The 22415-nt window shown below is 62.7% G+C and carries 17 protein-coding genes and 1 riboswitch; of the genes, 4 read left to right on the forward strand and 13 right to left on the reverse strand.

Annotated elements, in window-relative coordinates; all coding sequences use genetic code 11:
- The first annotated feature begins 369 nt into the window (after positions 1 to 369).
- From J1C49_RS02600 to bchJ, 3 genes are all read left to right on the forward strand, one after another.
- A complete protein-coding gene (locus J1C49_RS02600; RefSeq protein WP_227444243.1) occupies positions 370 to 1887 on the forward strand; it encodes an SGNH/GDSL hydrolase family protein in 1518 nt (505 codons plus the stop codon).
- A gap of 199 nt (positions 1888 to 2086) precedes the next feature.
- Complete coding sequence (gene bchE, locus J1C49_RS02605) at positions 2087 to 3751, forward strand: magnesium-protoporphyrin IX monomethyl ester anaerobic oxidative cyclase (RefSeq protein WP_227444244.1); 1665 nt, start codon at positions 2087 to 2089, stop codon at positions 3749 to 3751.
- A complete protein-coding gene (gene bchJ / locus J1C49_RS02610; protein WP_227444245.1) occupies positions 3744 to 4337 on the forward strand; it encodes a bacteriochlorophyll 4-vinyl reductase in 594 nt (197 codons plus the stop codon). Before bchE ends, bchJ begins: the two co-directional genes overlap by 8 nt.
- Positions 4338 to 4364: 27 nt before the next feature.
- On the opposite strand, the gene J1C49_RS02615 is transcribed toward bchJ, so the two are convergent.
- The 7 genes from J1C49_RS02615 to acs all read right to left on the reverse strand — a co-directional run bounded on the left by J1C49_RS02615 (position 4365) and on the right by acs (position 13060).
- Positions 4365 to 5774, reverse strand: coding sequence for a 3'-5' exonuclease (locus J1C49_RS02615; protein WP_227444246.1), 1410 nt, complete (start codon positions 5772 to 5774; stop codon positions 4365 to 4367).
- Position 5775: 1 nt separating this feature from the next.
- Positions 5776 to 6294, reverse strand: coding sequence for a hypothetical protein (locus J1C49_RS02620; protein WP_227444247.1), 519 nt, complete (start codon positions 6292 to 6294; stop codon positions 5776 to 5778).
- A gap of 3 nt (positions 6295 to 6297) precedes the next feature.
- The gene (locus J1C49_RS02625; RefSeq protein WP_227444248.1) at positions 6298 to 8118 is read right to left on the reverse strand and encodes a DUF294 nucleotidyltransferase-like domain-containing protein; all 1821 of its coding nucleotides are present in this window, start codon (positions 8116 to 8118) and stop codon (positions 6298 to 6300) included.
- A 108-nt stretch (positions 8119 to 8226) separates the two neighbouring features.
- Positions 8227 to 10014 carry a sodium:solute symporter family protein gene (locus J1C49_RS02630; protein WP_227444249.1) on the reverse strand — a complete coding sequence of 596 codons (1788 nt, stop codon included), beginning with the start codon at positions 10012 to 10014 and terminating at the stop codon, positions 8227 to 8229.
- 5 nt (positions 10015 to 10019) lie between these two features.
- Positions 10020 to 10307, reverse strand: coding sequence for a DUF4212 domain-containing protein (locus tag J1C49_RS02635; protein ID WP_227444250.1), 288 nt, complete (start codon positions 10305 to 10307; stop codon positions 10020 to 10022).
- A gap of 86 nt (positions 10308 to 10393) precedes the next feature.
- A complete protein-coding gene (locus J1C49_RS02640) occupies positions 10394 to 11074 on the reverse strand; it encodes an adenylate kinase (protein ID WP_227444401.1) in 681 nt (226 codons plus the stop codon).
- 6 nt (positions 11075 to 11080) lie between these two features.
- Entirely contained in the window at positions 11081 to 13060 is a 1980-nt protein-coding gene (gene acs, locus J1C49_RS02645; protein ID WP_227444251.1) for an acetate--CoA ligase, read from the reverse strand.
- 714 nt (positions 13061 to 13774) lie between these two features.
- Here acs and J1C49_RS02650 point away from each other — a divergent pair.
- Entirely contained in the window at positions 13775 to 14677 is a 903-nt protein-coding gene (locus J1C49_RS02650) for a UTP--glucose-1-phosphate uridylyltransferase (protein WP_227444252.1), read from the forward strand.
- A gap of 298 nt (positions 14678 to 14975) precedes the next feature.
- Here J1C49_RS02650 and J1C49_RS02655 read toward each other — a convergent pair whose 3' ends face one another.
- The 6 genes from J1C49_RS02655 to J1C49_RS02680 all read right to left on the reverse strand — a co-directional run bounded on the left by J1C49_RS02655 (position 14976) and on the right by J1C49_RS02680 (position 22145).
- Complete coding sequence (locus J1C49_RS02655; protein ID WP_227444253.1) at positions 14976 to 16484, reverse strand: fumarate hydratase; 1509 nt, start codon at positions 16482 to 16484, stop codon at positions 14976 to 14978.
- Between the two features lie 393 nt (positions 16485 to 16877).
- Positions 16878 to 18125: a D-amino acid dehydrogenase gene (locus J1C49_RS02660; protein WP_227444254.1), complete on the reverse strand. Its 1248-nt coding sequence runs from the start codon at positions 18123 to 18125 to the stop codon at positions 16878 to 16880.
- Between the two features lie 145 nt (positions 18126 to 18270).
- Positions 18271 to 18358, reverse strand: a riboswitch (glycine riboswitch).
- Between the two features lie 102 nt (positions 18359 to 18460).
- Positions 18461 to 19324: a metal ABC transporter permease gene (locus tag J1C49_RS02665; protein ID WP_227444255.1), complete on the reverse strand. Its 864-nt coding sequence runs from the start codon at positions 19322 to 19324 to the stop codon at positions 18461 to 18463.
- A 49-nt stretch (positions 19325 to 19373) separates the two neighbouring features.
- Complete coding sequence (locus J1C49_RS02670) at positions 19374 to 20324, reverse strand: metal ABC transporter permease (RefSeq protein WP_304522411.1); 951 nt, start codon at positions 20322 to 20324, stop codon at positions 19374 to 19376.
- Complete coding sequence (locus J1C49_RS02675) at positions 20321 to 21295, reverse strand: manganese/iron ABC transporter ATP-binding protein (protein ID WP_227444256.1); 975 nt, start codon at positions 21293 to 21295, stop codon at positions 20321 to 20323. Before J1C49_RS02675 ends, J1C49_RS02670 begins: the two co-directional genes overlap by 4 nt.
- A gap of 1 nt (position 21296) precedes the next feature.
- On the reverse strand, positions 21297 to 22145 hold the full coding sequence (locus tag J1C49_RS02680) for a metal ABC transporter substrate-binding protein (protein ID WP_227444402.1): 849 nt from the start codon (positions 22143 to 22145) through the stop codon (positions 21297 to 21299).
- Positions 22146 to 22415: the final 270 nt, after the last annotated feature.

The following is a 22415-nucleotide window of genomic DNA, read 5'->3' on the forward strand; positions in this document are numbered from 1 at the left end:
ACGTGATCGGGTTTGCATGCCAATCCGGCCATCTCTCGATTGGGCTTTTCCGCAACCGTTCATGCACTGCCTTACGGGGCGCGGTGGGAAGGATCGGCTGCGGGATACAGTGTCCCGCCGATTGAGAGGAGCGCCGCTTACGCGTAAGGTCAGTTGGTCGATTCTACCGCTTGCGCTGCATGCTGGTCCACAGCGGGTAGACCGGTGCCTCCAGGCGCTGGTTTTCCGTCATGGAGATGTTTGTAAGACAGGGAGAGCATGACGTCTTTCCGTCTGCCGATGCAAAGCGCCCCTGCGTAACGATTGACTTGAAGCCTCACTCCGCTCTTCTCTTTGGCTCCAGGACAGATATCGCTTTGAGAGGGCGCCATGAGCATTGAACTTGATTTCCAGAGGCTGGCCTATTTCGGGGACAGTTTGACCGATAGTGGCGCTTTTTTCGATGCGAGTTCCGCAGTGGCCGTGGTGGGCATTCCGCCTGCCGCCGCGGGCTATACCGGGCAGTTTTCGAATGGCGATGTCTATGCCGATTTTGTCCCTGACCTTCTCGGCGTGACCGGGGGGGCAGCGTTGAATTATGCGGTCGGTGGCGCGCGTGCCTTGCCCGAACGCAGTTTGGGCGACGTCTTGGCGGGCAGCGGGCTGCTGCGCCCGGATGCGGCTGACGAAGATCTGGGTTTTGTTGTTGACCTTTCGGGCCAGATTGACCGCTTCCTGGCGGATGAGGCGGGCGGGGATCTCGCTGATACCGCGGCGTCGATCCTCGTCGGTGTCAATGATTTCAATGATTTCGAGCCCTCGAGCGTTGCGACCGTTATCCCGGAGGCACTTGAATTCGCGGGCTCGATCGCGACGGCCATCATCGAAGACGCCGCCGCCCTTGTGACGGCGGGGGTCGGTACGATCGTGCTCAACACGCTGCCCGATATCAGCGTCTTCCCAACGTTCGACGATCTCGATCCCGGTGAGCAACAGCTCGCACCGCTGGTTGTTGCCACATTCAATGGCGGCCTTGGACTCGGGGCACAGGCGCTCGAAGCGCTGGGCGCAGATGTCGAGATCGTTGATTTCGGCGCCATGTTTGAAGAAATCATTGCCGATGCGCAAAGCTTCGGATTTCAGAACGTCACCGACCCGGTCGTGTTGGGGTCAAATGGCGCTGACGGGCTGAACCCCGCAATTGTCGGGCTGCCAATCGATCAGCTCGGCTTTTTCGATGACGTGCACCCGACCACGGAAATGCATGAGATTTTTGGCGTGTTCCAAGCCGAACATCTGAGCTCGGTTGTCGATGTGCTGGGCGGCGATGACGACAGGCATTTCAGCCTCGGAACCGACGATTTGGTGCTCGGACGCGCCGGTGCCGATACGATCACCACAAATCGCGGTGAAGACGTGTTGCTGGCGGGACTTGGCGATGACCGCCTGCGCGGCGGGTTCAACGACGATGTTCTCGCCGGTGGCGGCGGTGCGGACGTGCTGTTTGGTCAGGGCAGCAACGATATCCTGCATGATGGCGCGGGTGATGATACGGCGTTCGGCGGTCCGGGCGATGACCTCGTGATCGATGGACCGGGTCGGGACTTTTTGCTGGGTGGCCCGGGTGACGATGTGCTTGTTTTCACGCAGGAAAGCCTTCTTGGAGGCGTCAGCCGGGACGGCAATTTCTTTGCCGGCGGAGCGGGGGACGACACGATCGTCCTGCGTCTTGAGGATCCCGCGATGGCGCAAAACACGACGGAATTTGGCATGGTGACCCGCTACCACGATCTTGGCATCGTTACGGTCGGTATCGAAAACGTCCTGGTGGTCGAAGGCACCGGGTTGCCCGAGATCGACGATCGTGAAGAGGCGCTCAACATCGCGGAGCTCTGGAACTTTCTCTGACAGGGTTCACCGCGCCCACTCTCCGGGGCGCTGCGCCGTGCCCCGGATGTTCAAGGGAGACGACCGCGCCTCAAGCGCCGCGCGGTGTGACGTCAGGCGTCCCCAGAAACCTGCCGCGCTCACGGGCATGGATTTGATGTATGTCAATTAGATTAGACACTCTTTGTGTAATCTTTAGTTTACATGCGGAGGTCTATCCATGCGGATTCTATTTGTTCACCCAAACTACCGCTCGGGCGGTGCAGAGATTGCCGGCACCTGGCCGCCTGCCTGGGTTGCCTACCTGACGGGCCATTTGCGTCAGGCCGGGTTCGATGATGTGCACTTCATTGATGCCATGACCGACAACTTGTCGGATGAGGTTCTGGCACAGAAAATGCAAGCAGTGGCGCCCGATGTCGTCGGCGTCACGGCGATCACACCCTCCATTTATCGCGCCGAGGATGTCTTGAGGATCGCGCGGGACACTGTCCCGAATGCCGTGCGGGTCATGGGTGGCGTGCACGCGACCTTCATGTACAAACAGGTTCTGTCCGAGGCACCGTGGGTGGATGTGATCGTGCGCGGAGAGGGCGAAGAAATCTGCGCCGAACTCATGCGCAGCATCGAATCGGGACGCTTTCAGGAGGACCGCAAGACCATCAAGGGGCTGGCCTTTGTCGATGGCGATCAGATCGTTGCGACCCCGGCCGCGTCGACGGTCAAGGATCTCAGCAAGATCAAGCCGGATTGGTCGGTGTTGGAATGGTCGAAATACATCTACATCCCTTTGGGCACGCGCGTTGCGATCCCGAACCTCGCGCGGGGATGCCCCTTCACCTGCTCGTTCTGTTCGCAATGGAAATTCTGGCGTGACTACCGCGTCCGGGAGCCGAAGGACGTGGTCGACGAAATCGAGGATCTGGTGGAAAATCACGGGGTCGGATTTTTTATTCTCGCGGATGAAGAACCCACCATCAACAAGAAGAAATTTGTCGCCTTCTGCCAGGAACTGATCGATCGGGGGCTGCCGGACAAGGTCAAGTGGGGCATCAACACCCGGGTCACGGATATCTACCGCGACAGGGATCTGTTGAAATTCTACCGCAAGGCCGGGTTGGTGCATGTGAGCCTTGGCACTGAAGCCGCGGCGCAGATGAAGCTCGACATGTTCAACAAGGAAACCAAGGTCGAAGAAAACAAGCAGGCCATTCGCCTTCTGCGTGAGGCCGATATCCTGATCGAAGCTCAATTCATCGTCGGCCTCGACAATGAAACGCCCGAAACGCTGGAAGAGACCTACAAGATGGCGTGGGACTGGCAGCCGGATCTTGCGAATTGGTCCATGTATACGCCATGGCCTTTCACGCCGCTGTTTCAGGAACTCAAGGACCAGGTCGAGGTGTTCGATTTCAGCCGCTACAACTTCGTGACCCCGATCATGAAACCCGCCAAGATGGAGCGGGGCGAACTGCTCGATGGGGTGATGAACAATTATCGCCGCTTCTACATGAAAAAGGCGTTGTTCCATTACCCGTGGCGGGGCACCGGTTTCCGGCGGCGCTACCTTCTGGGGTGCCTTTATGCCTTCCTTAAGGCGGGTGTCGGACGGACCTTCTACGACCTTGGCAAGGTTGGCTATACCGGGCCGCAATCCAAGAACAAGCTCGACTTCCATTTTGACGAGACCCGCACCATTGCAGAGGCGCAGATGGAGGATTGGGAGGCTTCAGCCGACAAGGCGGCGCGTGCTGCAGAGCGGCGCGAGGCGCTGCGCGCGCAGGGCAAGGAGCGGGCTCAAGACCGCAAGGCCGCCTTCAAGATGCCAAACGGGGCAGAGGTGAAGGCTTGCGGTGGCGGCGACCAGCAGTTGGAAGATGCCTGATCCGTCGGCGGCAACCGGGCTGATTGGACCGAACGCGATCCTGCAGCTGCTCCCGGTTCTCGACCGATGGGGCGGACCCGAGCGGCGCGACGCGCTTCTGACGCAGGCGGGGATCATGGCGGTGCCGGATGGCTCTTGCATGATCCCCGAAGAGACAGCCGCGCGGTTGCATCATGCGCTGCGCGTGACCGATCCTGACAATGCGCCTGCGCTTGCACGGGACGCGGGGACCGGGACGGCGGATTATATCCTTGCGCATCGCATTCCCGGTCTGGCGCAGCGCGTGCTCAAACGCGCCCCCGCGCCCATCGCCGCGCGCCTGCTGGCCAAGGCGATCGCCAAACATGCCTGGACCTTCGCCGGGTCCGGGCGGTTCACCGTGCGCAGCCCGTGGTGTTTCGAAATCGAGGACAACCCCCTTGTGCGCGCGGAGCGCGGCGCGACCTGCCTCTGCCACTGGCACGCGGCGGTTTTTACGCGGCTCTATGCGACGCTCGTCGCCCCTGATGTGAGGTTCCGCGAAACCGATTGCGCCGCCCTCGGCCGCGGGCATCGCTGCCTGTTCGAAGCCACAAGGCGTGCGTAGCGCGGCCCGGTGGCACAATGCGAGGCGTCAGTTGAGATCCTCAAGCAGCCGACCGTGCTTCCGTGTCTCCGTGATGAGCGCGCCGAACGTCGTCAGCCCACGCCCTTCGAGCAGCGGAATGAGCTTGACGAGGGCTTCTGCCGTGGCGCGGGCATCGCCAAGCGCGGTATGGCGCAGAGCATCGGGAATGGTGATCCCCAACCGGTCGCACAGCGCATCGAGCGTATGGCTTTCCGTCGTGCCGAACACCACCGCAGAGAGCAGCACCGTATCCAGCACGGGGTGATCCCATTCAAGACCCAGCCGGTTTTCGTATCGGCGCAGGAAGGCGATATCGAACGGCGCATTATGGGCGACCAGAACCGCGTCCCGCGCAAAGGCATGGAACGCGCTGCAGGCCTTCGCGAAGTCGGGCGCGCCCGCCACATCGGCGTCGCAAATGCCGTGAATCCGGGTGGAGGCCGCTGGGATCGGCCGGCCCGGATCGACATAGGTATCAAGGGTTTCGCCGTCCACGATCCGGCCGTTCAGCACCCGCACCGCGCCAAGCTGCACCACGTCGTCCTTTTGCGGATCCAGCCCGGTCGTTTCGCTGTCGAAGGCCACAAAGCACAGGTCACGCAGGGCTGTTTCATGGATATCGCCGGTCTCGACCGCGTCCATCAGCGCAAAATCATAGACCAGCGGACGCGATTCGGCGGGGCGAAGCGCCATCGCGGCCGTGTCGATCACCAGAAGGTAGCCTTCGCCTTCCAACGGTTTGAGCTTGGCATCGAAGGTTTGTGCGCCGCTGCGGTCGCGCAGATCGAAGGCGACTTCCTTTCTGGTCTGGCGCAAGGTTTCACGCGCCTGAGCGATGTTGTCCGCGTCGAAATAGTCGCTCAAGGGGGCCTTGAGCCGGGGCGGGGCGATTTGCGCCAAGACTTCGGCGGCTTGCCCGTCATAGAGGACGATGCAATTGGAGGGGTTCACGAGGATCATGGCGACGGGGATCTCGGTCAGCAGGGCCGTAAGCCGGGCTGCTTCGCCCTGAAGCCTTTCGGTCTCCCGCGCGACCTGCGCCGCACTGTCGAGAACCGATGCGTTGAGCGAGGTGGTCACCGCTTCGGCGGCCGGGGCAAGATCGCCAAGGTATTTCGCCACGGACGTGTCCACTGCCCGGTCCACCCCTGCATGCGCCCGCAACCGCAGTTCCGAGGCGAGCCGTTCAATCGGTTTGGCAACGTTCTCGTCGAAGAGCAACCAGACCGCGAGCGCCAGACCCGTGTTGAGAAAGGCAAAGGCCGCAAAGGCCGTGATGAACCCGCTGGCCGGAACCGGCGGGTCGGTGCGCGACCAGCCAAACCAGAGCGCAAGCCCCGCCAGCGCTGCCCCACCCAGCGCCAGAAGGCAGAAGAACAGGAAAATGCGCAGGCGAAGGCTCAGGCTCGTCAACATGTCAGGTCTCGCAGACTAGGGTCAGGATCGGGTCATCCGGTGGCATGGTTTGCCACGCGGCATTGGCGACGGAGCCGTCATCGGCAAACTCGGCCCCATCGACGAGGATGGCAGAGCGCGTCTGGGCGCAATCAAAGAGCATCGGCACCTTGTTCACCGGCGACCAGCGGCCAAAGAAATAGAGATCGACCAGCCGTTGTTCCGGCAGGGCGGGGTTCCGGCGCGCGGTGCCGGTATCGGCGGCGGCAAACCGTTTAGTGTAAGGGGCCACCTTGGTCCATGGGCGCATCCAGCTTTGCTCTTCCACGGTCATGGCGATCTCGACGCCTTCGGGGAGGCGTTCCGCCGTGCGTCCGAACCAGGTGTATTCGTTGGAGATCGTCATGCCGATCATGCCCAGACCGGCGGCGACGGGCATCAGCCATTTCGGCAAACGCCGTCCGAGGATGATGTTCACCAGCATGACAATGCCGGCGCAGGCGATCCCTGCAAAAACGGTCGCGATCAATTCGATAAACATGGTCTAGCCCAACATCCCTTTGCCCGATCCCACAGAGGCTTGCATGGTTTTGACCACGACAAAAGCGTCGCGCAGGTGCGAGCGTTCAAAATCCGACAATCGGGACGGGTCGAGGAAGTTGTCGGGAGCCTTGCCGTCCTTGACCTGTTGTGCCTGATGTTCGAGCCGGGTGGTCGCAATCAGGTCATAGGCATCCAGCAAATCGGCCCCGCCGGTTGCGGACAGGACACCGGCGGCCCGGGCCGCTTCGAGCCGGGCGCGGGTGTTCGCGGCGGTCAACCGGCCCTGCAACGCATAAACGCGGCCAAGATCCACAATGGGCACCACGCCGTTATGTTTGAGATCGAGATGGTTGCGGTTCTCCCCGGATCGGATCGTTGCCAGTCCCCGCAACAGGCCAAGGGGAGGCTGGTGCTTGAGCGAGTTGGAAATCATATGCGCGGTGAAGATCGAGTTTTTGGCCGCATTGGCGAGGGTTTCGGCCTGCAGGTCGGCAAAGAGCGACTCCGTGCCGCCGATCGGGCGCAGGTCAAACATCACCGAGGCCAGCATCTGCGCTTCGGGGTCGGGTTTGGCGATCCACTTGGCGAAATAGCCTTTCCAGACCGAGATCGGCTGGCACCAGCGCGGATTGGTCGCCATCATGTCCCCTGGGCAGTAGAAATATCCGCAGGTGTCGAGCCCGTCGCAGACAAAGCGCGCCAAGGCTTCGAAATACGCCATGTCCGGCGGCGTCGCGTCATCGGAGAGGATCAGGCAGTTGTCCTGGTCTGAAACGCCGGTTTGCTCCTGTCGGCCCTGCGAGCCACAGGCCAGCCAGAGATAGGGAACGGGGGGCGCTCCGAGGGTTTCTTCGGCCAAAGCGAGAAGGCGGCGCGTTGCGGTATCCGCGATGTCGGTGATCAGGCGGGTGACAACCTCGTGGCGATTCCCGCTGCCCACAAGCTGCGCGAGCAATTGCGGGATGTCGGCGGTCACCTTGGCCATCGCCGCCGCGTCGCGTGCCCGGGCGATGCGCCCAACAAGGTCGGCGGAGGACATGGCCTGAAAGCGGGTGAGGTCGGTCTGGGTGACGATGCCGACAAGACGGCCCGCCTCGACGATGGGCACGTGGCCGATGCTGCGCTCCATCATCATGTGCAGCACATCGGTGCCAAGCGCATGCGGCGGCAGGGTCAGCGGATCGGCCGTCATGATGGTGGACACCGGTGCGGACGGGTCGGCGCCACGGGCCACCACCTTGCCGTTGATGTCGCGCACCGTGACGATGCCGCGGAACCCGGCAGGTTCGACAATGCAGATCGAGGAGATGTGGCGGGCATCCATCAGCTGCGCCGCGTCGCGGATTGACGCGTCGGGCAAACAGGTGACGGGACCGCGGGTCATGAGCTGATCGACGGGCAGGGTCGTGAGATCCTTGCGGTCGGGACGCGCGGCACCACCGCGGTCAAAGAACCGTGCAACGGGCGGGAAACGGTCGATCAGATCGAACAGAAGATCGGCCGGCAGCGCGATGAGGATCGCGTCGCCTATGGTGCGGGCCGTGCGGGTGGCGATACCGCCACGGGTGAGCGCGCGTTCGCCAAAGGAATTGCGCGATCCCAGAAGAGAGAGCTGTGCGCCGGTTTCGTCGGTGATCTCGATCTCGCCGGAAACGATGATGAAGAGTGTCTTGACCGTGTCGCCATGCTCGAACAGGGCGGTGCCGGTTGCGGCCTCCATGGGCGAGCACTGCGCGGCAATGGTTTCAAGCGTCTCCGTCGGCAACGCATCATAGGGGTGCAGGGATGCGAGAAACCGGGTGTGATCTTGCGAAAGGGCCATGAAACGGGGGCTTTCTTGTGAAAAAGACCTGCCCACCGGAGGGGCGGACAGGTCCGGATTTCAGGAATGGCGGCGCCGTGCGGAGGAGATGCCCGGCGCAACCTTGGATCAGTGATCGGCAGCCGCAGCGCCTGCTCCGCGCGGGATGCGGACGCTTTCGACAAGATCCTTGATCTCCTGCGGGGTCTCCTTTGTCATGCCGGCAACCGTGAAGGCGACGATGAAGTTCACCAGAGCGCCGATGGCACCGAAGGAGGTGGACTTGATCGGCCCGAGAAGCGGGTCGGCATCCGTGAAGAGGTTGGTGTCAGGAATGAAGAACCAGCCCTTGTGCAGGAAGATGTAGAGCAGCGTGACCACGAGGCCTGCGAGCATGCCGGCGACGGCGCCCACGTTGTTGATGCGGGTCGAGAAGATCCCCATCATCAGCGCCGGGAAGATCGAGGCCGCCGCGAGACCAAAGGCCAGTGCCACAGTCTGGGCCGCGAAGCCCGGCGGGTTGAGCCCGAGAATGACCGCCACCACGATCGCCGCAGCCATCGAGATCCGCGCTGCCATGAGCTCGGACTTCTCCGACATGTTCGGCGTCAGCTGACCCTTGAGAAGGTCGTGGCTTACCGCCGAGGAGATCGCCAGCAACAGACCCGCCGCCGTGGACAGAGCCGCCGCGAGACCACCCGCAGCCACAAGACCGATCACCCAGCCCGGAAGGGATGCGATTTCGGGGTTGGCCAGCACGAGGATGTCACGGTTGAACTTGGTCAGCTCGTTGCCGGTCCAGCCATTGGCTTCCGCCTTGGCCTGAAGATCGGCATTGGCATCGTTGTAGTACTGGATCATGCCGTCGCCGTTCTTGTCTTCCCAATCGAGAAGGCCGGTCTTCTGCCACGTGGCCATCCACGCGTATTCCGGGTCGTTTTCGATCTGTTCGACCGAAACCGCCGCGGCATCCGTGCCATTCGGCCACATCAGCTCGGAGATGTTCAGACGCGCCATGGCACCAACAGCCGGAGCCGTGAGGTAGAGCAGGGCGATGAACACGAGCGTCCAGCCAGCGGACCAACGGGCGTCGGACACTTTGGGCACGGTGAAGAAGCGCATGATGACGTGGGGCAGACCGGCGGTGCCGATCATCAGCGACAGGGTGAAGAGCACCATGTTGATGGTCGAGCCATGGGCCGCGGTGTATTCGGCAAAGCCGAGGTCGCGGACGATCTGGTCCAGCTTGGCCAGAAGCGGCTCGCCGGATGCAGTGTGCTCGCCAAAGAGGCCAAGCGCCGGGATCGGATTGCCCGTCAGTTGCAGCGAGATGAACACGGCCGGGATCGTGTAGGCCGTGATCAGAACGCAATACTGTGCGACCTGCGTGTAGGTCACGCCCTTCATGCCGCCGAACACGGCGTAGGCAAACACAACGCAGGAGCCGATGAGCAGACCCCATGTGGTGTCGATCTCGAGGAAGCGGCCAAAGGCGATGCCCACACCCTGCATCTGGCCGATCACGTAGGTGATGGAGGCCACAAGCAGACAGATCACGGCCACGAGGCGCGCGGTCTTGGAGTAGAAGCGATCCCCGATGAATTCGGAGACGGTGAACTTGCCGAACTTGCGCAGGTAGGGCGCGAGCAGCAGGGCAAGCAGGACGTAGCCGCCGGTCCAGCCCATCAGGAACGAGCTGTTGTCATAGCCGGTGAAGGCAATCAGGCCCGCCATGGAGATGAACGAGGCCGCCGACATCCAGTCAGCCGCCGTTGCCATCCCGTTGGTGACGGGGTGAACACCGCGCCCAGCGGCGTAGAATTCCGACGTGGAGCCCGCACGGGCCCAGACGGCGATGCCGATGTAGAGTGCGAAAGACGCGCCCACAAACAGCAGGTTGAGGGTAAACTGATCCATGTGTCTTATTCCTCCTCGACGCCGTATTCACGGTCGAGCTTGTTCATCCGCCAGGCGTAGAAGAAGATCAGCGCGAGAAAGACGATGATGGAACCTTGCTGCGCGAACCAGAAGCCGAGATCCGTTCCTCCGACGGAAATCCCCGACAGCAGCGGTCGCAGAACGATTCCGAAGCCAAAAGAAACCACGGCCCAGATCACGAGGCAGATGGTAATGATGCGAATATTGGTGCTCCAGTAGCCGGCGTCGTCATCTTTCGCCTTGGCTGGAGTCTGAGCTGACTGATCCACCATGTGGGTGTCCCTCCTCTTTGTTGTTCAGCATTTATGCGGGGTGCCGGCAGGCGTGGGAGCACACCTGCCAGCGGGTCTTTTCTTGATCAGGCGCCGCGCACGATTTGCGCGATATCCTGTCCAATCCGGTCGATGCTCCCCATCGCATCGACGCGACGCAGAGCAGCTTTCTGCTCGTAGTATTCGATAAGGGGTGCCGTTTTTACATGATATGCATCAAGGCGCGACATTGCGGTTTTCGCATTGTCATCGGCGCGGTGCGTCATGCTCGTTGACCCGCAAGCATCACAAACTCCAGGCTTTTTTGTCGGTTTGAAGTCTTCGTGATAGCCCTCACCGCAGTCGCCGCAGGTAAAGCGCCCTGCGACACGTCGTACCATCTTGACGTCGTCGACCTCCAACGAGATCGCCGCCGTGATGGTCTGACCGGAGCGGGCGAGCATCTCGTCGAGCGCTTCGGCCTGCGCGGTGGTGCGCGGGAAGCCGTCGAGCACGACGCCCTTGGCGCAGTCCGCATCTGCCAGCCGGTCGGTGAGCACGGCAATGACGATCTCGTCGCTGACCAGCCCACCGGCCTTCATCACCGCATCGGCGGCCTGGCCGGCCTCAGTGCCCGCCGCCACAGCGGAGCGCAAAAGGTCGCCCGTCGAAAGCTGCACCAGGCCAAACTGCTCTTCGAGCATCCGCGCCTGGGTGCCCTTGCCGGCGCCCGGAGGCCCCAGCAAGATCAGCACGGGTGCGGTAACGGGGGTTTGTGCACCATCCATCATCGCTCAGGCCTCCGTTGCCGCACGGTTCATGCGGTTCTCGATCAGATCGTCGACCACGGACGGATCGGCCAGCGTCGAGGTGTCGCCCAGAGCGCCGAAATCGTCTTCGGCGATCTTGCGCAGGATACGGCGCATGATCTTGCCGGAGCGGGTCTTGGGCAGGCCCGGCGCCCATTGGATCAGGTCGGGCTTCGCGATCGGACCGATTTCCGTGCGGACCCAGACCTCAAGCTCCTTGCGCAATTCGGGGCTTGGCTCTTCGCCGTTCATCAATGTCACGTAGGCATAGATGCCCTGACCCTTGACCTCATGGGGGTAGCCCACCACGGCGGCCTCGGCGACCTTGGCGTGCGCAACAAGCGCGGATTCGACCTCTGCGGTGCCCATCCGGTGGCCCGAGACGTTGATCACGTCATCCACCCGTCCGGTGATCCAGTAGTCGCCATCCGCATCGCGGCGGCAGCCGTCGCCGGAGAAGTAATACCCTTTGTAGTCGCCAAAATAGGTCTTCTCGAACCGCTCGTGATCGCCCCAGACAGTGCGCATCTGGCCCGGCCAGCTGTCCTTGATGCACAAGACGCCCTCGACGCCATTGCCTTCGATTTCAACGCCGCTTTGCGGGTCGAGCACGACGGGCTGCACACCAAAGAACGGCTGTTGCGCCGAGCCGGGTTTGAGCGCGGTTGCGCCGGGGAGGGGGGTCAGCATGTGGCCGCCTGTCTCGGTCTGCCAGAAGGTATCGACAATGGGGCAATTGCCCTTGCCGACCACGTTGTAATACCAGTTCCAGGCTTCGGGGTTGATCGGCTCGCCAACCGAGCCAAGCAGGCGCAGCGAGGACAGGTCGTGCTTTTCGACCCAATCGTTGCCTGCGGCCATCAGGGCGCGGATCGCGGTGGGCGCGGTATAGAACTGCGTGACCTTGTGCTTGGCGCAGACTTCCCAGAAGCGGCCGGCATCGGGGTAGGTGGGAACCCCTTCGAACATGATGGTCGTCGCGCCGTTGGCGAGCGGACCATAGACAATGTAGCTGTGTCCCGTGACCCAGCCGACATCGGCCGTGCACCAGAAGATATCGCCATCGTGATAATCGAAGGAATACTGATGCGTCATCGACGCATAGACCAGATAGCCTCCGGTTGAGTGAACCACACCCTTGGGCTGCCCGGTCGAACCCGATGTGTAGAGGATGAAGAGCGGGTCTTCGGCGTTCATCTCGGCCGGGGCGCAGTAATCAGATGCCTCCAGAACCATCTCGTTGTAGTCGTAGTCGCGGTCCGTCCATGTGGTCTGGCCGCCGGTGCGTTTTACAACGAGGCATTTGACGTCGTCCTTGCAGTGCAGCAGGGCGGCATCGGTGTTGGATTTGAGCGGCGTCGAGCGGCCGCCACGGGGGGCATGGTCGGCGGTGATGACCACCTTGGCATCCGAGCCGTTGATCCGCGCGCCAAGCGCGTCGGGGGAGAAGCCGGCAAAGACGATGGAATGGATCGCGCCGATCCGGGCGCAGGCCAGCATCGCATAGGCCGCTTCGGGGATCATCGGCAGGTAGATCACCACGCGGTCGCCTTTGCGCACGCCGAGCGTTTCGAGAATATTGGCCATCTTGCAGACCGATGCGTGCAGATCGCGATAGGTGATGTGCAGTGTTGGCGTGGTATTGGGATCGTCCGGTTCCCAGATGATCGCGGTCTGATCGCCCCGGGTTTCGAGATGCCGGTCGATGCAGTTGGCCGCCACATTGAGCGTGCCGTCCTCGAACCAACGGATGTCAATCGCGCCGGGTTCAAAGGACGTGTTCTTGACCTTGGTGTAGGGCTTGATCCAGTCGAGCCGCTTGCCTTGCTCGCCCCAGAACGCGTCGGGATCTGCAACGGAAGCCGCGTACATGTCAGCATAACCTGACGCGTCCAAATGGGCGCGTGCCACGGTGTCGTCGGATGGCGGATACACGGTCTGGGTCGGGTTGGCTTGGATATTCATGCGGTTCCTCCTCGCTGAAGCGCTTGAGCCTCACTGTGCAATGACGGGTCCGGATGGCCCAATCTTGCCGATGGAGTCAGCATAAGTGGGTATGTAAACAATGGAATACGGCCATGGTATTAAACAGATTTTTTGTAAACAATTTTTCTGGTCACGCTGTTAAGCAGTCAAGAATTTTGCTGGATCGCATTTTTCCCAAGGTTTATGGGGTGCTGCAACATCGCTTTTGAGATGCACCTTTTCGGGCCGGGCCGATGTTAGCGCCAAGACCCGTGACCTTGCGGCATGTGACATATCGTCAACATTGCCTGACAGAGTGCAAATCCTGCCGATCACGCCGCTGTGAGCATGTGTGAAGACCGTGTGTCAGGGGCTCCCCGATTCGCCTCTGGGGCGAGGTGCCGTGGCGGCGCGCATGGAATCTGACCGCGGGAATCGCTGTCCGCATGAGTCCGCGAGTCCGACCCTCCACAAGGGCGTGAAGGCCGTTGGCCGGTGGACTTGGCGCGCTGAAGCCATATGTGCTGAGGTGCGGTCGGCGCGGCGGCGCCTCAAACCGTTTCCATTGTGCCACAATATGATGCGAATTGATGATTTTTAGGCATCTATTTGCGTGATGCGGCAAAAACCACAGGCATTTTTGCTGGGTTTTGATATTCCGAGACATAGTTGTTATGCTGCACTGCAGCAAAGTATTGAAAGGAAAGTCACACGATGTCTGCCCCTGTTCGCACTGCCATTTTTCCGGTTGCCGGTCTCGGAACGCGCTTCCTTCCAGCCACCAAGGCCACGCCCAAAGAGTTGCTGCCGGTTGTGGATACGCCGCTGATCCAATTTGCGATCAACGAAGCGCGGGAGGCCGGTGTCGAGCGGATGATCTTTGTGAGTCACCCGTCGAAAGCCGCGATCGAGCGCCACGTGATGGACGACGCCGATCTGCGCGCGACGCTGACCGCACGCGGCAAGACAGACATCGCGCAGGCGCTTCACGAGACCGCGCTTTGCCCGGTGGGCGATGACGTGGTGTTCACGATGCAGCACGAACCGCTCGGTCTCGGTCATGCAGTTCTGTGTGCGCGGGAGCACGCGCTGCCCGGACCGATCGCGGTTCTGCTGCCCGACGATCTGATTCTCGGAAAAAGCTGTCTCGCGGAGATGGTCGACGCCTATGCGCAGGCGCCGCAGGGCCATATGGTTGCCGCGATGCATGTGTCGCAGGAAGAAACCCGGAAATACGGCATCCTTTCGGTCACCGGCCGCGACGGGCGTGTGGTGCATGCCGATGGCATGGTCGAAAAGCCAAAGCCGCAAAACGCGCCCTCGCGCGAAGCCGTGGTCGGCCGTTACGTGCTTGACGGTTCGATCTTTGACGATCTGGCAAACCAACCGCCCGGCGCCGGTGGTGAAATTCAGCTGACCGACGCGATCTCGCGCGGGACGGAGCGGCTTGGCCTTGCCGGTTTCCGGTTCAGCGGCACCCGCTACGATTGTGGCTCCAAGGGGGGCATGCTGCGCGCGACCCTCGATCTGGCCGCGCAAGACCCCGAATGCGCGGAGGTTCTCGAAGAGGTGCTGTCATCGGGCAAGATCGCGTTCCGCACGTCCAGCGCGGCATAGGGGGCGACCTCTGGTGGCAAGGTCCATCGGCGCGCCGCTCCGGCGGACCTGACGGACGATCGGCCACCGCCGCCACGCAAGCGCATCGCCAGCAACGACAAGCGCCGGTGTCTCGAAAGAGCGCCGGCGTTTTTGTGCCTGCGCACGGCGCGACACCGCTGACCCGCCGCTTTTGACATGCCAGCGCTCTGCGGGGCGGGGCTGGTCAAGGCTCCCGTCACAACAGAAAACCGGCGACCGCTTCTGCGACCGCCGGTTGAGTTGGTTCATGCCACGCGCCACAGGATGTGGCGGGCGCTTATTCCGCAGGGGCCATGGCCCGCCGCCATTGCTTCGGTCCGGTCTGATGGATCGAGTTGCCTTCGGTGTCGACAGCCACGGTCACGGGCATGTCTTCGACCTGAAGCTCGTAGATCGCTTCCATCCCGAGATCCTGGAAGGCGATGGGTTTGGCTTTCTTGATGGCTTTCGACACAAGATAGGCGGCGCCGCCAACGGCAATCAGATACGCGGCCTTGTGTTTGGCAATGGCTTCGAGCGCCACCGGGCCGCGCTCGGCCTTGCCGATCATCACCTTGAGCCCGGTTTCTCCGAGGATCTGATCGGTGAACTTATCCATCCGCGTGGAGGTGGTTGGACCTGCGGGGCCGATGGCTTCGTCTCCGACCGCGTCCACGGGGCCAACGTAATAGATCGCGCGGCCCTTGAGGTCGACAGGCAGCGGCTCGCCTGAGTCCAGCATTGAAACCATGCGCTTATGCGCCGCGTCGCGCCCCGTGTAGAGCGTGCCATTGAGCAGCAGCGTCTGCCCCGGTTCCAGCGAGGCAACGACCTCATCGTTGAGATCGTCAAGGTCGATCCGCCGCGCATGGGCGCTGGCCTGATCGAGCAGGATCTCCGGCCAATCGGCCAGATCCGGCGGCATGAATTCCGCAGGGCCGGAGCCGTCGAGCGTGAAGGTCACGTGGCGCGTGGCCGCGCAGTTCGGGATCAGCCCAACCGGCAGAGAGGCGGCATGGGTCGGGAAGCTCTTGACCTTGACATCGAGGACAGTGGTGACGCCGCCCAACCCTTGGGCTCCGATGCCAAGCGCGTTCACGCGATCGGCAATTTCGAGCCGCAGTTCTTCGGCCTTGTTGGACGGGCCACGGCGGATCAGGTCTGCCATGTCGATCGGCTCGTTGAGCGCGGCTTTTGCAAGCTTCATCGCCTTGTCGGCGGATCCGCCGACGCCCACCCCGAGAATGCCGGGCGGGCACCAACCCGCGCCGAGCGTTTCTACGGTGTTCACCACCCAATCGGCCACGGAGGCCGACGGGTTTAGAATGGTGAATTTCGACTTGTTTTCGGACCCGCCACCCTTGGCGCTGACCGTTACCTTTACCTTGTCGCCGGCGACGATTTCCGTTGTGACCATGGCCGGTGTGTTGTCGCCGGAATTCTTGCGCTCGCCGAACGGGTCCACAACGATGGAAGCGCGCAACGGGTTGGTATCGAGCTTGTAGGCCTGGCGCGTGGCCTCGTCCGCGATCTCCTGCATGGAGCGTTTCGAGGCGATGCGCGCTTCGATGCCGACCTCGACAATCACGTTGGCGGTGCCGGTGTCCTGACAGATCGGGCGACGGCCAATGGCGCACATGCGCGAATTGACAAGAATCTGGGCCATGGCCTGCTTGGCACCGGGGTTTTCCTCGCGCTCATACGCAGCGGCCATCGCCCGGATGAAATCCGGCGGATGGTAGTAGGAGATATACTGCAGCGCTTCGGCGATCGAGGCGATCAGGTCGTCTTCACGGATGACTGTCATGGCTGTCCTCACTCGGGCATTGTATGCTTTGGCGCACAATCGCGGGATTGGCGCTCGTCTGCAACAGTGGATAATGCCGCGCCCCGGGACGTTCTGACACGGGTTTGCGCTATCGGCGCAGGGCTTGCGCTTTGCTGCACCGACATGTGCGGATTTCGACTCCGTGCGGGGGGCAGACGCCCGGAAGGGCGCGCCTCACGACAGCGGGCGGTCGGTGATTTTTCTGGCCCCGTGCATCGGAGCGAGAGACCGCGCGCGCCCGAATACCCTGCGCGCGGCCCGGATGATGGGCCTTGGAGACCTTCGCCGGGCCGCGTGCGGTCAGAGACCTGCGGCGGATCGCAGGCCCTTTGAGCGCGCGGGCCTGACCGGCGCACACAGGCCCGAAGGACGTCAGGCCGCCTTTGCCATCCCGCCAACCGCCAGAGGCGCGGGTTTCACGCTTTCCGCCACGGACGCGGCGACAAGCCGTGCGGTCGCGGCGGAGAGCGTCCAGCCCAGATGCCCATGACCGGTGTTGTAAAACACCCCCGGTTGGCGTCCGGCGCCCACACGCGGGAGCATGGACGGCATCATCGGGCGCAGACCGGCCCAGGGCGTGACGGTTTCTGTCGATACGCCGGGGAAGTAGCGCTCGCACCACGCCACAAGCGGCTGGATGCGGTCCGCGCGGATGTCCTTGTTGGCGCCGTTGAACTCTGCCGTGCCGGCGATGCGAAAACGGTTTTCGCCAAAGCGCGACGCGACGATCTTGGCACGGTCATCGAGAAGGGAAATCCAGGGCGCGGCGGCGCGGCTTTCGGCATCGTCGAGCGACACGGTGATCGAGTAGCCCTTGACCGGGTAGATGTTCACGCGGTCACCCAGCTGCCGGGCGAAGTCGCGGCTGCGGATGCCCGCGCTGACCACGACGGCATCAAACCGTTCGGTGCCGTTTGCGGTCACTTCAACCGCGCCGTCGCGCGCCTTGAGGCTGTGCACATCGGTGCCAAACCGCAACGCCGCACCGCGACGGGCGCAGGCGCGGGCCAGACCCATGGTGAATTTGTGGATGTCGCCGGAGCTGTCGGACGGGGTGACAAAGCCGCCGACGAAATCGCCGCTCAGGGCCGGTTCGATCTCGCGCATCTCCTCGGGGGATACCTCGCGCCGATCAAGACCGCCCTCGGCCAGCAGCGCATTCACGCGCCGCGCATGGGCCAGATCCTTCGCGTGTCCGTAGAAATGCAGGATGCCGCGCCGTTCAAGGTCGAAATCGATGCCCTCGCGCTCGGCCATCTCGAAGAGCACGGCGCGCGCGGCGATCGCCATGCGCACGGTTTCGACCGTGTTGCGCTTGTAGTTGGGAATATTCGACAGGAATTCCGCCATCCACCGCATCTTGTGCAGGGTAGGGGCCGGGTTCACCAGCAGCGGCGCATCCGCCGACAGCATCCACTTGAGCCCTTTCAGGATCGTGCTCCACTGGGTCCATACTTCGGCATTGGACGCCGAGAGCTGGCCGCCATTGGCAAAGCTCGTCTCCATCGCGGCGTAGCGGTTGCGGTCGAAGACGGTCACTTCGAAGCCGCGGTCGAGCAGCTCGTAAGCGGTGGTCAGGCCGGTCACGCCGGCGCCGATAACGGCAACATGTTTGGTCATCGTTTCAGTCCTTGCACGGGGCGGCATTCCTGAGCCGCGTGCCCCCTCCGTGCCTGGAACCTGAGAGCTTCACCCATTCTCACAAAATGCGAGAGCGGGTTTTCTCCTACGGTGGACGTGTTGCCACGCCGCTTTCCGGAGTGTTGCAGCCATACCGGTCCTTGGACCTGAGAGTTTCCGGGGCGGTTGCTCCTTCGGCGACGGTGTAAGCCGTCTTCTCCCGGTATCGCTGTCGTGAGGCTCGCCTAGTGCAAAGCGGTGATTCGATCAAGCGCCGTTCGCAACACAGCGCGCAGCCCTTGGCAGGGCGTGGCCGCGCTGGATCAGGCCGGGCGCTATTCGGCGGGGGACACGCTTTCGGCGACCCGGATACGCGAGGCGCGCCGGTTCAGGATCTGCTTGCGGATAAAGGCGGCGATGAACATGGCCGTGAGGATCAGGATGATCGTTGGCGCTGGCGCGCTGTCGATCCAGAAACTGGCGTAAATGCCGGTCATCATCGCGGTCACGTTGACGAGCACGGCCACCCACAGCATCGTCGAAAAGCGGCGCACCAGAAGGAAAGCGATGGCACCGGGCGCGATGAGCAGACCGATTGCAAGGATCAACCCCGCCGCGGTGAGCGTCGCCACAACGCAGAGCGAAAGCGCCGCGAGCAAACCGTAATGCAACCAGCCGACCGACAGCCCGGCCGCCCGGGCCTGTGCCGGGTCGAAGCTGTGCAGCAACAGGTCTTTCCATTTCAGCGCCAGCCCGGTGGCCACAACAAACGAGATGAGGCCGGACGTCCAGAGATCGGCCGCGCCGACGCCGAGGATATTGCCGAACAGGATATGATCGAGATGGGCGTTGGTCTCGACCGAGACATAGAGCACGATGCCAAGCCCGAACATGCCGGAAAACACGACGCCCATGATCGTGTCCTGCTTGACCCGGCTGTTGCCTGCAAGAAAGCCGGTCGCGACGGCGCAGACCATGCCCGACACAAACGCACCCAGGATCAGCGGCAGCCCGACGATATAGGCCAGAACGATCCCCGGCAGCACCGCATGGCTTACCGCGTCTCCCATGAGGGCCCATCCCTTGAGCACCAGAAAGCAGCTCAGGAGCGCGGTCGGCACCGCGACGATGGCGGCAATCAGGAACGCGTTCTGCATGAAAGCGAACTGGAGCGGCAACAAGAGGGTCTGAAGGTCCATCACAGAACCGCCCCCCGCCGGATGGGCATGCGCGTCTCAAGCCGGCCGGTCATCCCCGTGTCTCCGGCTCGAAGGCCGCGGCACGGGCGCGCGCAGCACCCATGGCGCTGGTCTGGGCCGCCGTTGCCTCCGGTGCATCCCCGGCGGGTGCGGAAAGCGCGGCACGGGCCTTGGCACGGCTGGCCAGCATCCCGTGCTTGGGGGCAAAGACAAAGGCCAGAAGAAAGATCAGGGTTTGCAGCACCACGATGATCCCGCCCGTGGCCCCGTCGAGGAAATAGCTCGCGTAGGCCCCGACAAAGCTCGTGGTGGCGCCAATCGCCACAGAGGTCGCGATCAGCCGCGGGAACCGGTCGCAGAGCAGGTAGGCCGTGGCCCCCGGCGTCACGACCATGGCGATGACCAGAAACGCGCCCACGGTCTGCATCGCCGCAACCACCGAAGCCGACAGCAGCACGAAGAACACCGCCTTGAGCACGCCGGGCCGCAGACCGATGGTGCGCGCGTGGGTTTCGTCAAAGAACGTGACCATGAGGTCTTTCCACTTCGCCAGCAGGATCGCCAGCGACACCGTTCCGATCAGCACAAGCTGGAGCGTGTCTTCGGGCGTTATGGCAAGGATGTTGCCCATGGTGATGGTTTGCACCGAGATCGAGACCGGGTTCACCGACACCATGAACAGCCCGAGTCCAAAGAAAGAGGTGAAGATCAGCCCGATGATCACGTCCACCTTGAGCCCGGACCGTTCCGACAGAAACAGCATCGCGCCCGCGGCCAGCCCCCCGGCGATAAACGCGCCCAGTGCAAATGGCAGCCCGAGCATATAGGCGCCGGCCACACCGGGCACCACGGAATGGGCCAGTGCGTCGCCGATCAGCGACCAGCCCTTGAGCATCAGGTAGGCGGAAAGAAACGCACAGACCGCACCGACGAGCGAAGAGACCCACATCGCGTTGGTCATGTAGCTGTAGGTGAAGGGTTCGAGCAGCGTTTCGATCATTCCGGGGTGACCTCTCCCGCGGCCTTGTCGGTTTCGGGCGCCGCGCTCTCGGCGTCGCGCGCCTCGGCGTCCTTGCGCTTGCGCCGTTCGCTTTGGGTTTCGCCGGCATATTGCACAAAGGGGCGCTCGTCATCGGTCAGGATGGTGACTTCGCGCGCGTCCTCGTCATCATGCAGGGTGTCACCGCCCAGCGTGAAATGCCGCAGAACCCCGCCAAATGCCATTTCGAGGTTGCTGCGCGTGAAGACGTCCTCTGTCAGCCCATGCGCCAGAACCGTCCCCTTGACCAACACCGTTCGGTCGCAGAATTCCGGCACCGACCCGAGATTATGTGTCGAGACCAGCATCACACGCCCCTCGCGCCGCAGGGCGCGCATAAGCGTCACGATCTGTTCTTCGGTCTTGACGTCAACGCCCGTGAACGGCTCGTCCAGCAAGATCACCTGGCTGTCCTGCGCCAATGCGCGGGCGAGGAACACCCGCTTGCGTTGCCCGCCGGAAAGCTCGCCGATCTGGCGCTTGCGGAAGTCCAGCATGTCGACCCGTTCCAGCGCTTCGCGAACGGCTGCGCGGTCGCGCGGGGCGGGCCGGCGCAGGAAGCCCATATGCCCGTAGCGCCCCATCATCACCACGTCTTCGACGAGGACGGGAAAGGCCCAGTCCACGTCCTCGGATTGCGGAACATAGGCCACGAGGTTGCGCTTGAGGGCGTCGCGCACCGGCATTCCAAAGAGGCTGATCTCGCCCTGCGCCACCGGGACAAAACCCATGATCGCCTTGAAGAGCGTGGATTTTCCGGCGCCATTGACCCCGACAAGTGCCGTGACGGTGCCGCGCGGGATCGCAAAGCTCGCGTTCCACAGGGCCGTGTGGCCGTTGCGGTATGTCACCGTCACGTCGCGCGCGGAAAGCCCGTCGTCGGACGGTGGCGCTGCGGCGTGTGACGCCGGTCGGGATGAGAGTTCGAGCATGTCAGTTCATGGCCTCGGTAAGCCCTTTTGCGATGGTGGAGGCTGTCACCTCCAGAAGATCAAGATAGGTCGGCACCGGGCCACCGTCATCCGACAGCGAATCCACGTAGAGGACACCGCCATAGGCAACGCCGGTCTCGCGCGCGACCTGCTCGGCAGGGGCGGTGTTGACAGTGCTTTCGCAGAACACGACAGGGATATCATTGTCGCGCACCCCGTCGATCACGGCACGCACCTGCTGCGGCGTGCCAACCTGATCGGCGTTCATCGGCCAGAGATAGAGCTCCTGCATGCCAAAATCCCGGGCCAGATAGGAAAAGGCGCCTTCGCAGGTCACGAGCCAGCGCTGATCGGCGGGAATTTCGGCCACCGCGGCGCGCAGCGGCTCGATCGTGTCGCGCAGGCGCTGGGCGTAGTCTGCGGCGTTTGCGGTATAGATGTCCGCGTTCTCGGGATCGGCCTCGACAAAGGCATCGCGAATGTTGTCGATATAGATCAGAGCGTTGTCCAGACCCATCCAGGCATGCGGGTTGGGCATGCCCTCGTATGAACCCGAGCGGATCGGGATCGGGTCGATGCCCTCGCTCACGGTCACAGATGGCACATCGCCAAGGTTGGCGAGGAATTGCTCGAACCACAATTCGAGGTTCATGCCGTTCCACAGGATCAGGTCGGCATCCGAGGCGCGCACGATGTCGCGCGGGGTGGGCGAATAGCCGTGGATCTCTGCACCCGGACGGGTGACGGACACCACGTCGGCTGCGTCGCCGGCGACCTGTGCGGCCATGTCGGCAATCACCGTGAAGGTGGTGACCACCTTCAGTTTCTCATCGTCGGCCGAAGCTGGCATGGCCGCATTCAGGGCCAGCAAGCTGGTCAATGCGCCCACGGCAAACAGTCTGGTCGATCGGGTCGTCATGAAGTCCTCCCACGCTCGCGCATATTGCGCAATTGCAACTCACTCGCAAGAACTAGGGCAATGCCCTGTGCCTTTCAATGGGCATGGAGCCGCGACCGACAGATGGCGCGTGCTTTTCTCTCGGAGCAGGTGGGAACGCGGCCCGGACCTCTACCGGACAGGGCGTCGGTGAGGGCTTTGAACTGTCGACGCGCTTGCCGC

The sequence above is a fragment of the Cognatishimia sp. F0-27 genome (genome assembly GCF_020667845.1).
Lineage (GTDB): Bacteria > Pseudomonadota > Alphaproteobacteria > Rhodobacterales > Rhodobacteraceae > JAFMPQ01.

What these genes read in the sequence shown, in the direction of transcription:
- J1C49_RS02600 (WP_227444243.1), top strand. Translation starts at nt 370, where the DNA reads ATGAGCATTGAACTTGATTTCCAGAGGCTGGCCTATTTCGGGGACAGT.
- bchE (WP_227444244.1), top strand. Translation starts at nt 2,087, where the DNA reads ATGCGGATTCTATTTGTTCACCCAAACTACCGCTCGGGCGGTGCAGAG.
- bchJ (WP_227444245.1), top strand. Translation starts at nt 3,744, where the DNA reads ATGCCTGATCCGTCGGCGGCAACCGGGCTGATTGGACCGAACGCGATC.
- J1C49_RS02615 (WP_227444246.1), bottom strand. Translation starts at nt 5,774, where the DNA reads ATGTTGACGAGCCTGAGCCTTCGCCTGCGCATTTTCCTGTTCTTCTGC.
- J1C49_RS02620 (WP_227444247.1), bottom strand. Translation starts at nt 6,294, where the DNA reads ATGTTTATCGAATTGATCGCGACCGTTTTTGCAGGGATCGCCTGCGCC.
- J1C49_RS02625 (WP_227444248.1), bottom strand. Translation starts at nt 8,118, where the DNA reads ATGGCCCTTTCGCAAGATCACACCCGGTTTCTCGCATCCCTGCACCCC.
- J1C49_RS02630 (WP_227444249.1), bottom strand. Translation starts at nt 10,014, where the DNA reads ATGGATCAGTTTACCCTCAACCTGCTGTTTGTGGGCGCGTCTTTCGCA.
- J1C49_RS02635 (WP_227444250.1), bottom strand. Translation starts at nt 10,307, where the DNA reads ATGGTGGATCAGTCAGCTCAGACTCCAGCCAAGGCGAAAGATGACGAC.
- J1C49_RS02640 (WP_227444401.1), bottom strand. Translation starts at nt 11,074, where the DNA reads ATGGATGGTGCACAAACCCCCGTTACCGCACCCGTGCTGATCTTGCTG.
- acs (WP_227444251.1), bottom strand. Translation starts at nt 13,060, where the DNA reads ATGAATATCCAAGCCAACCCGACCCAGACCGTGTATCCGCCATCCGAC.
- J1C49_RS02650 (WP_227444252.1), top strand. Translation starts at nt 13,775, where the DNA reads ATGTCTGCCCCTGTTCGCACTGCCATTTTTCCGGTTGCCGGTCTCGGA.
- J1C49_RS02655 (WP_227444253.1), bottom strand. Translation starts at nt 16,484, where the DNA reads ATGACAGTCATCCGTGAAGACGACCTGATCGCCTCGATCGCCGAAGCG.
- J1C49_RS02660 (WP_227444254.1), bottom strand. Translation starts at nt 18,125, where the DNA reads ATGACCAAACATGTTGCCGTTATCGGCGCCGGCGTGACCGGCCTGACC.
- J1C49_RS02665 (WP_227444255.1), bottom strand. Translation starts at nt 19,324, where the DNA reads ATGGACCTTCAGACCCTCTTGTTGCCGCTCCAGTTCGCTTTCATGCAG.
- J1C49_RS02670 (WP_304522411.1), bottom strand. Translation starts at nt 20,324, where the DNA reads ATGATCGAAACGCTGCTCGAACCCTTCACCTACAGCTACATGACCAAC.
- J1C49_RS02675 (WP_227444256.1), bottom strand. Translation starts at nt 21,295, where the DNA reads ATGCTCGAACTCTCATCCCGACCGGCGTCACACGCCGCAGCGCCACCG.
- J1C49_RS02680 (WP_227444402.1), bottom strand. Translation starts at nt 22,145, where the DNA reads ATGCCAGCTTCGGCCGACGATGAGAAACTGAAGGTGGTCACCACCTTC.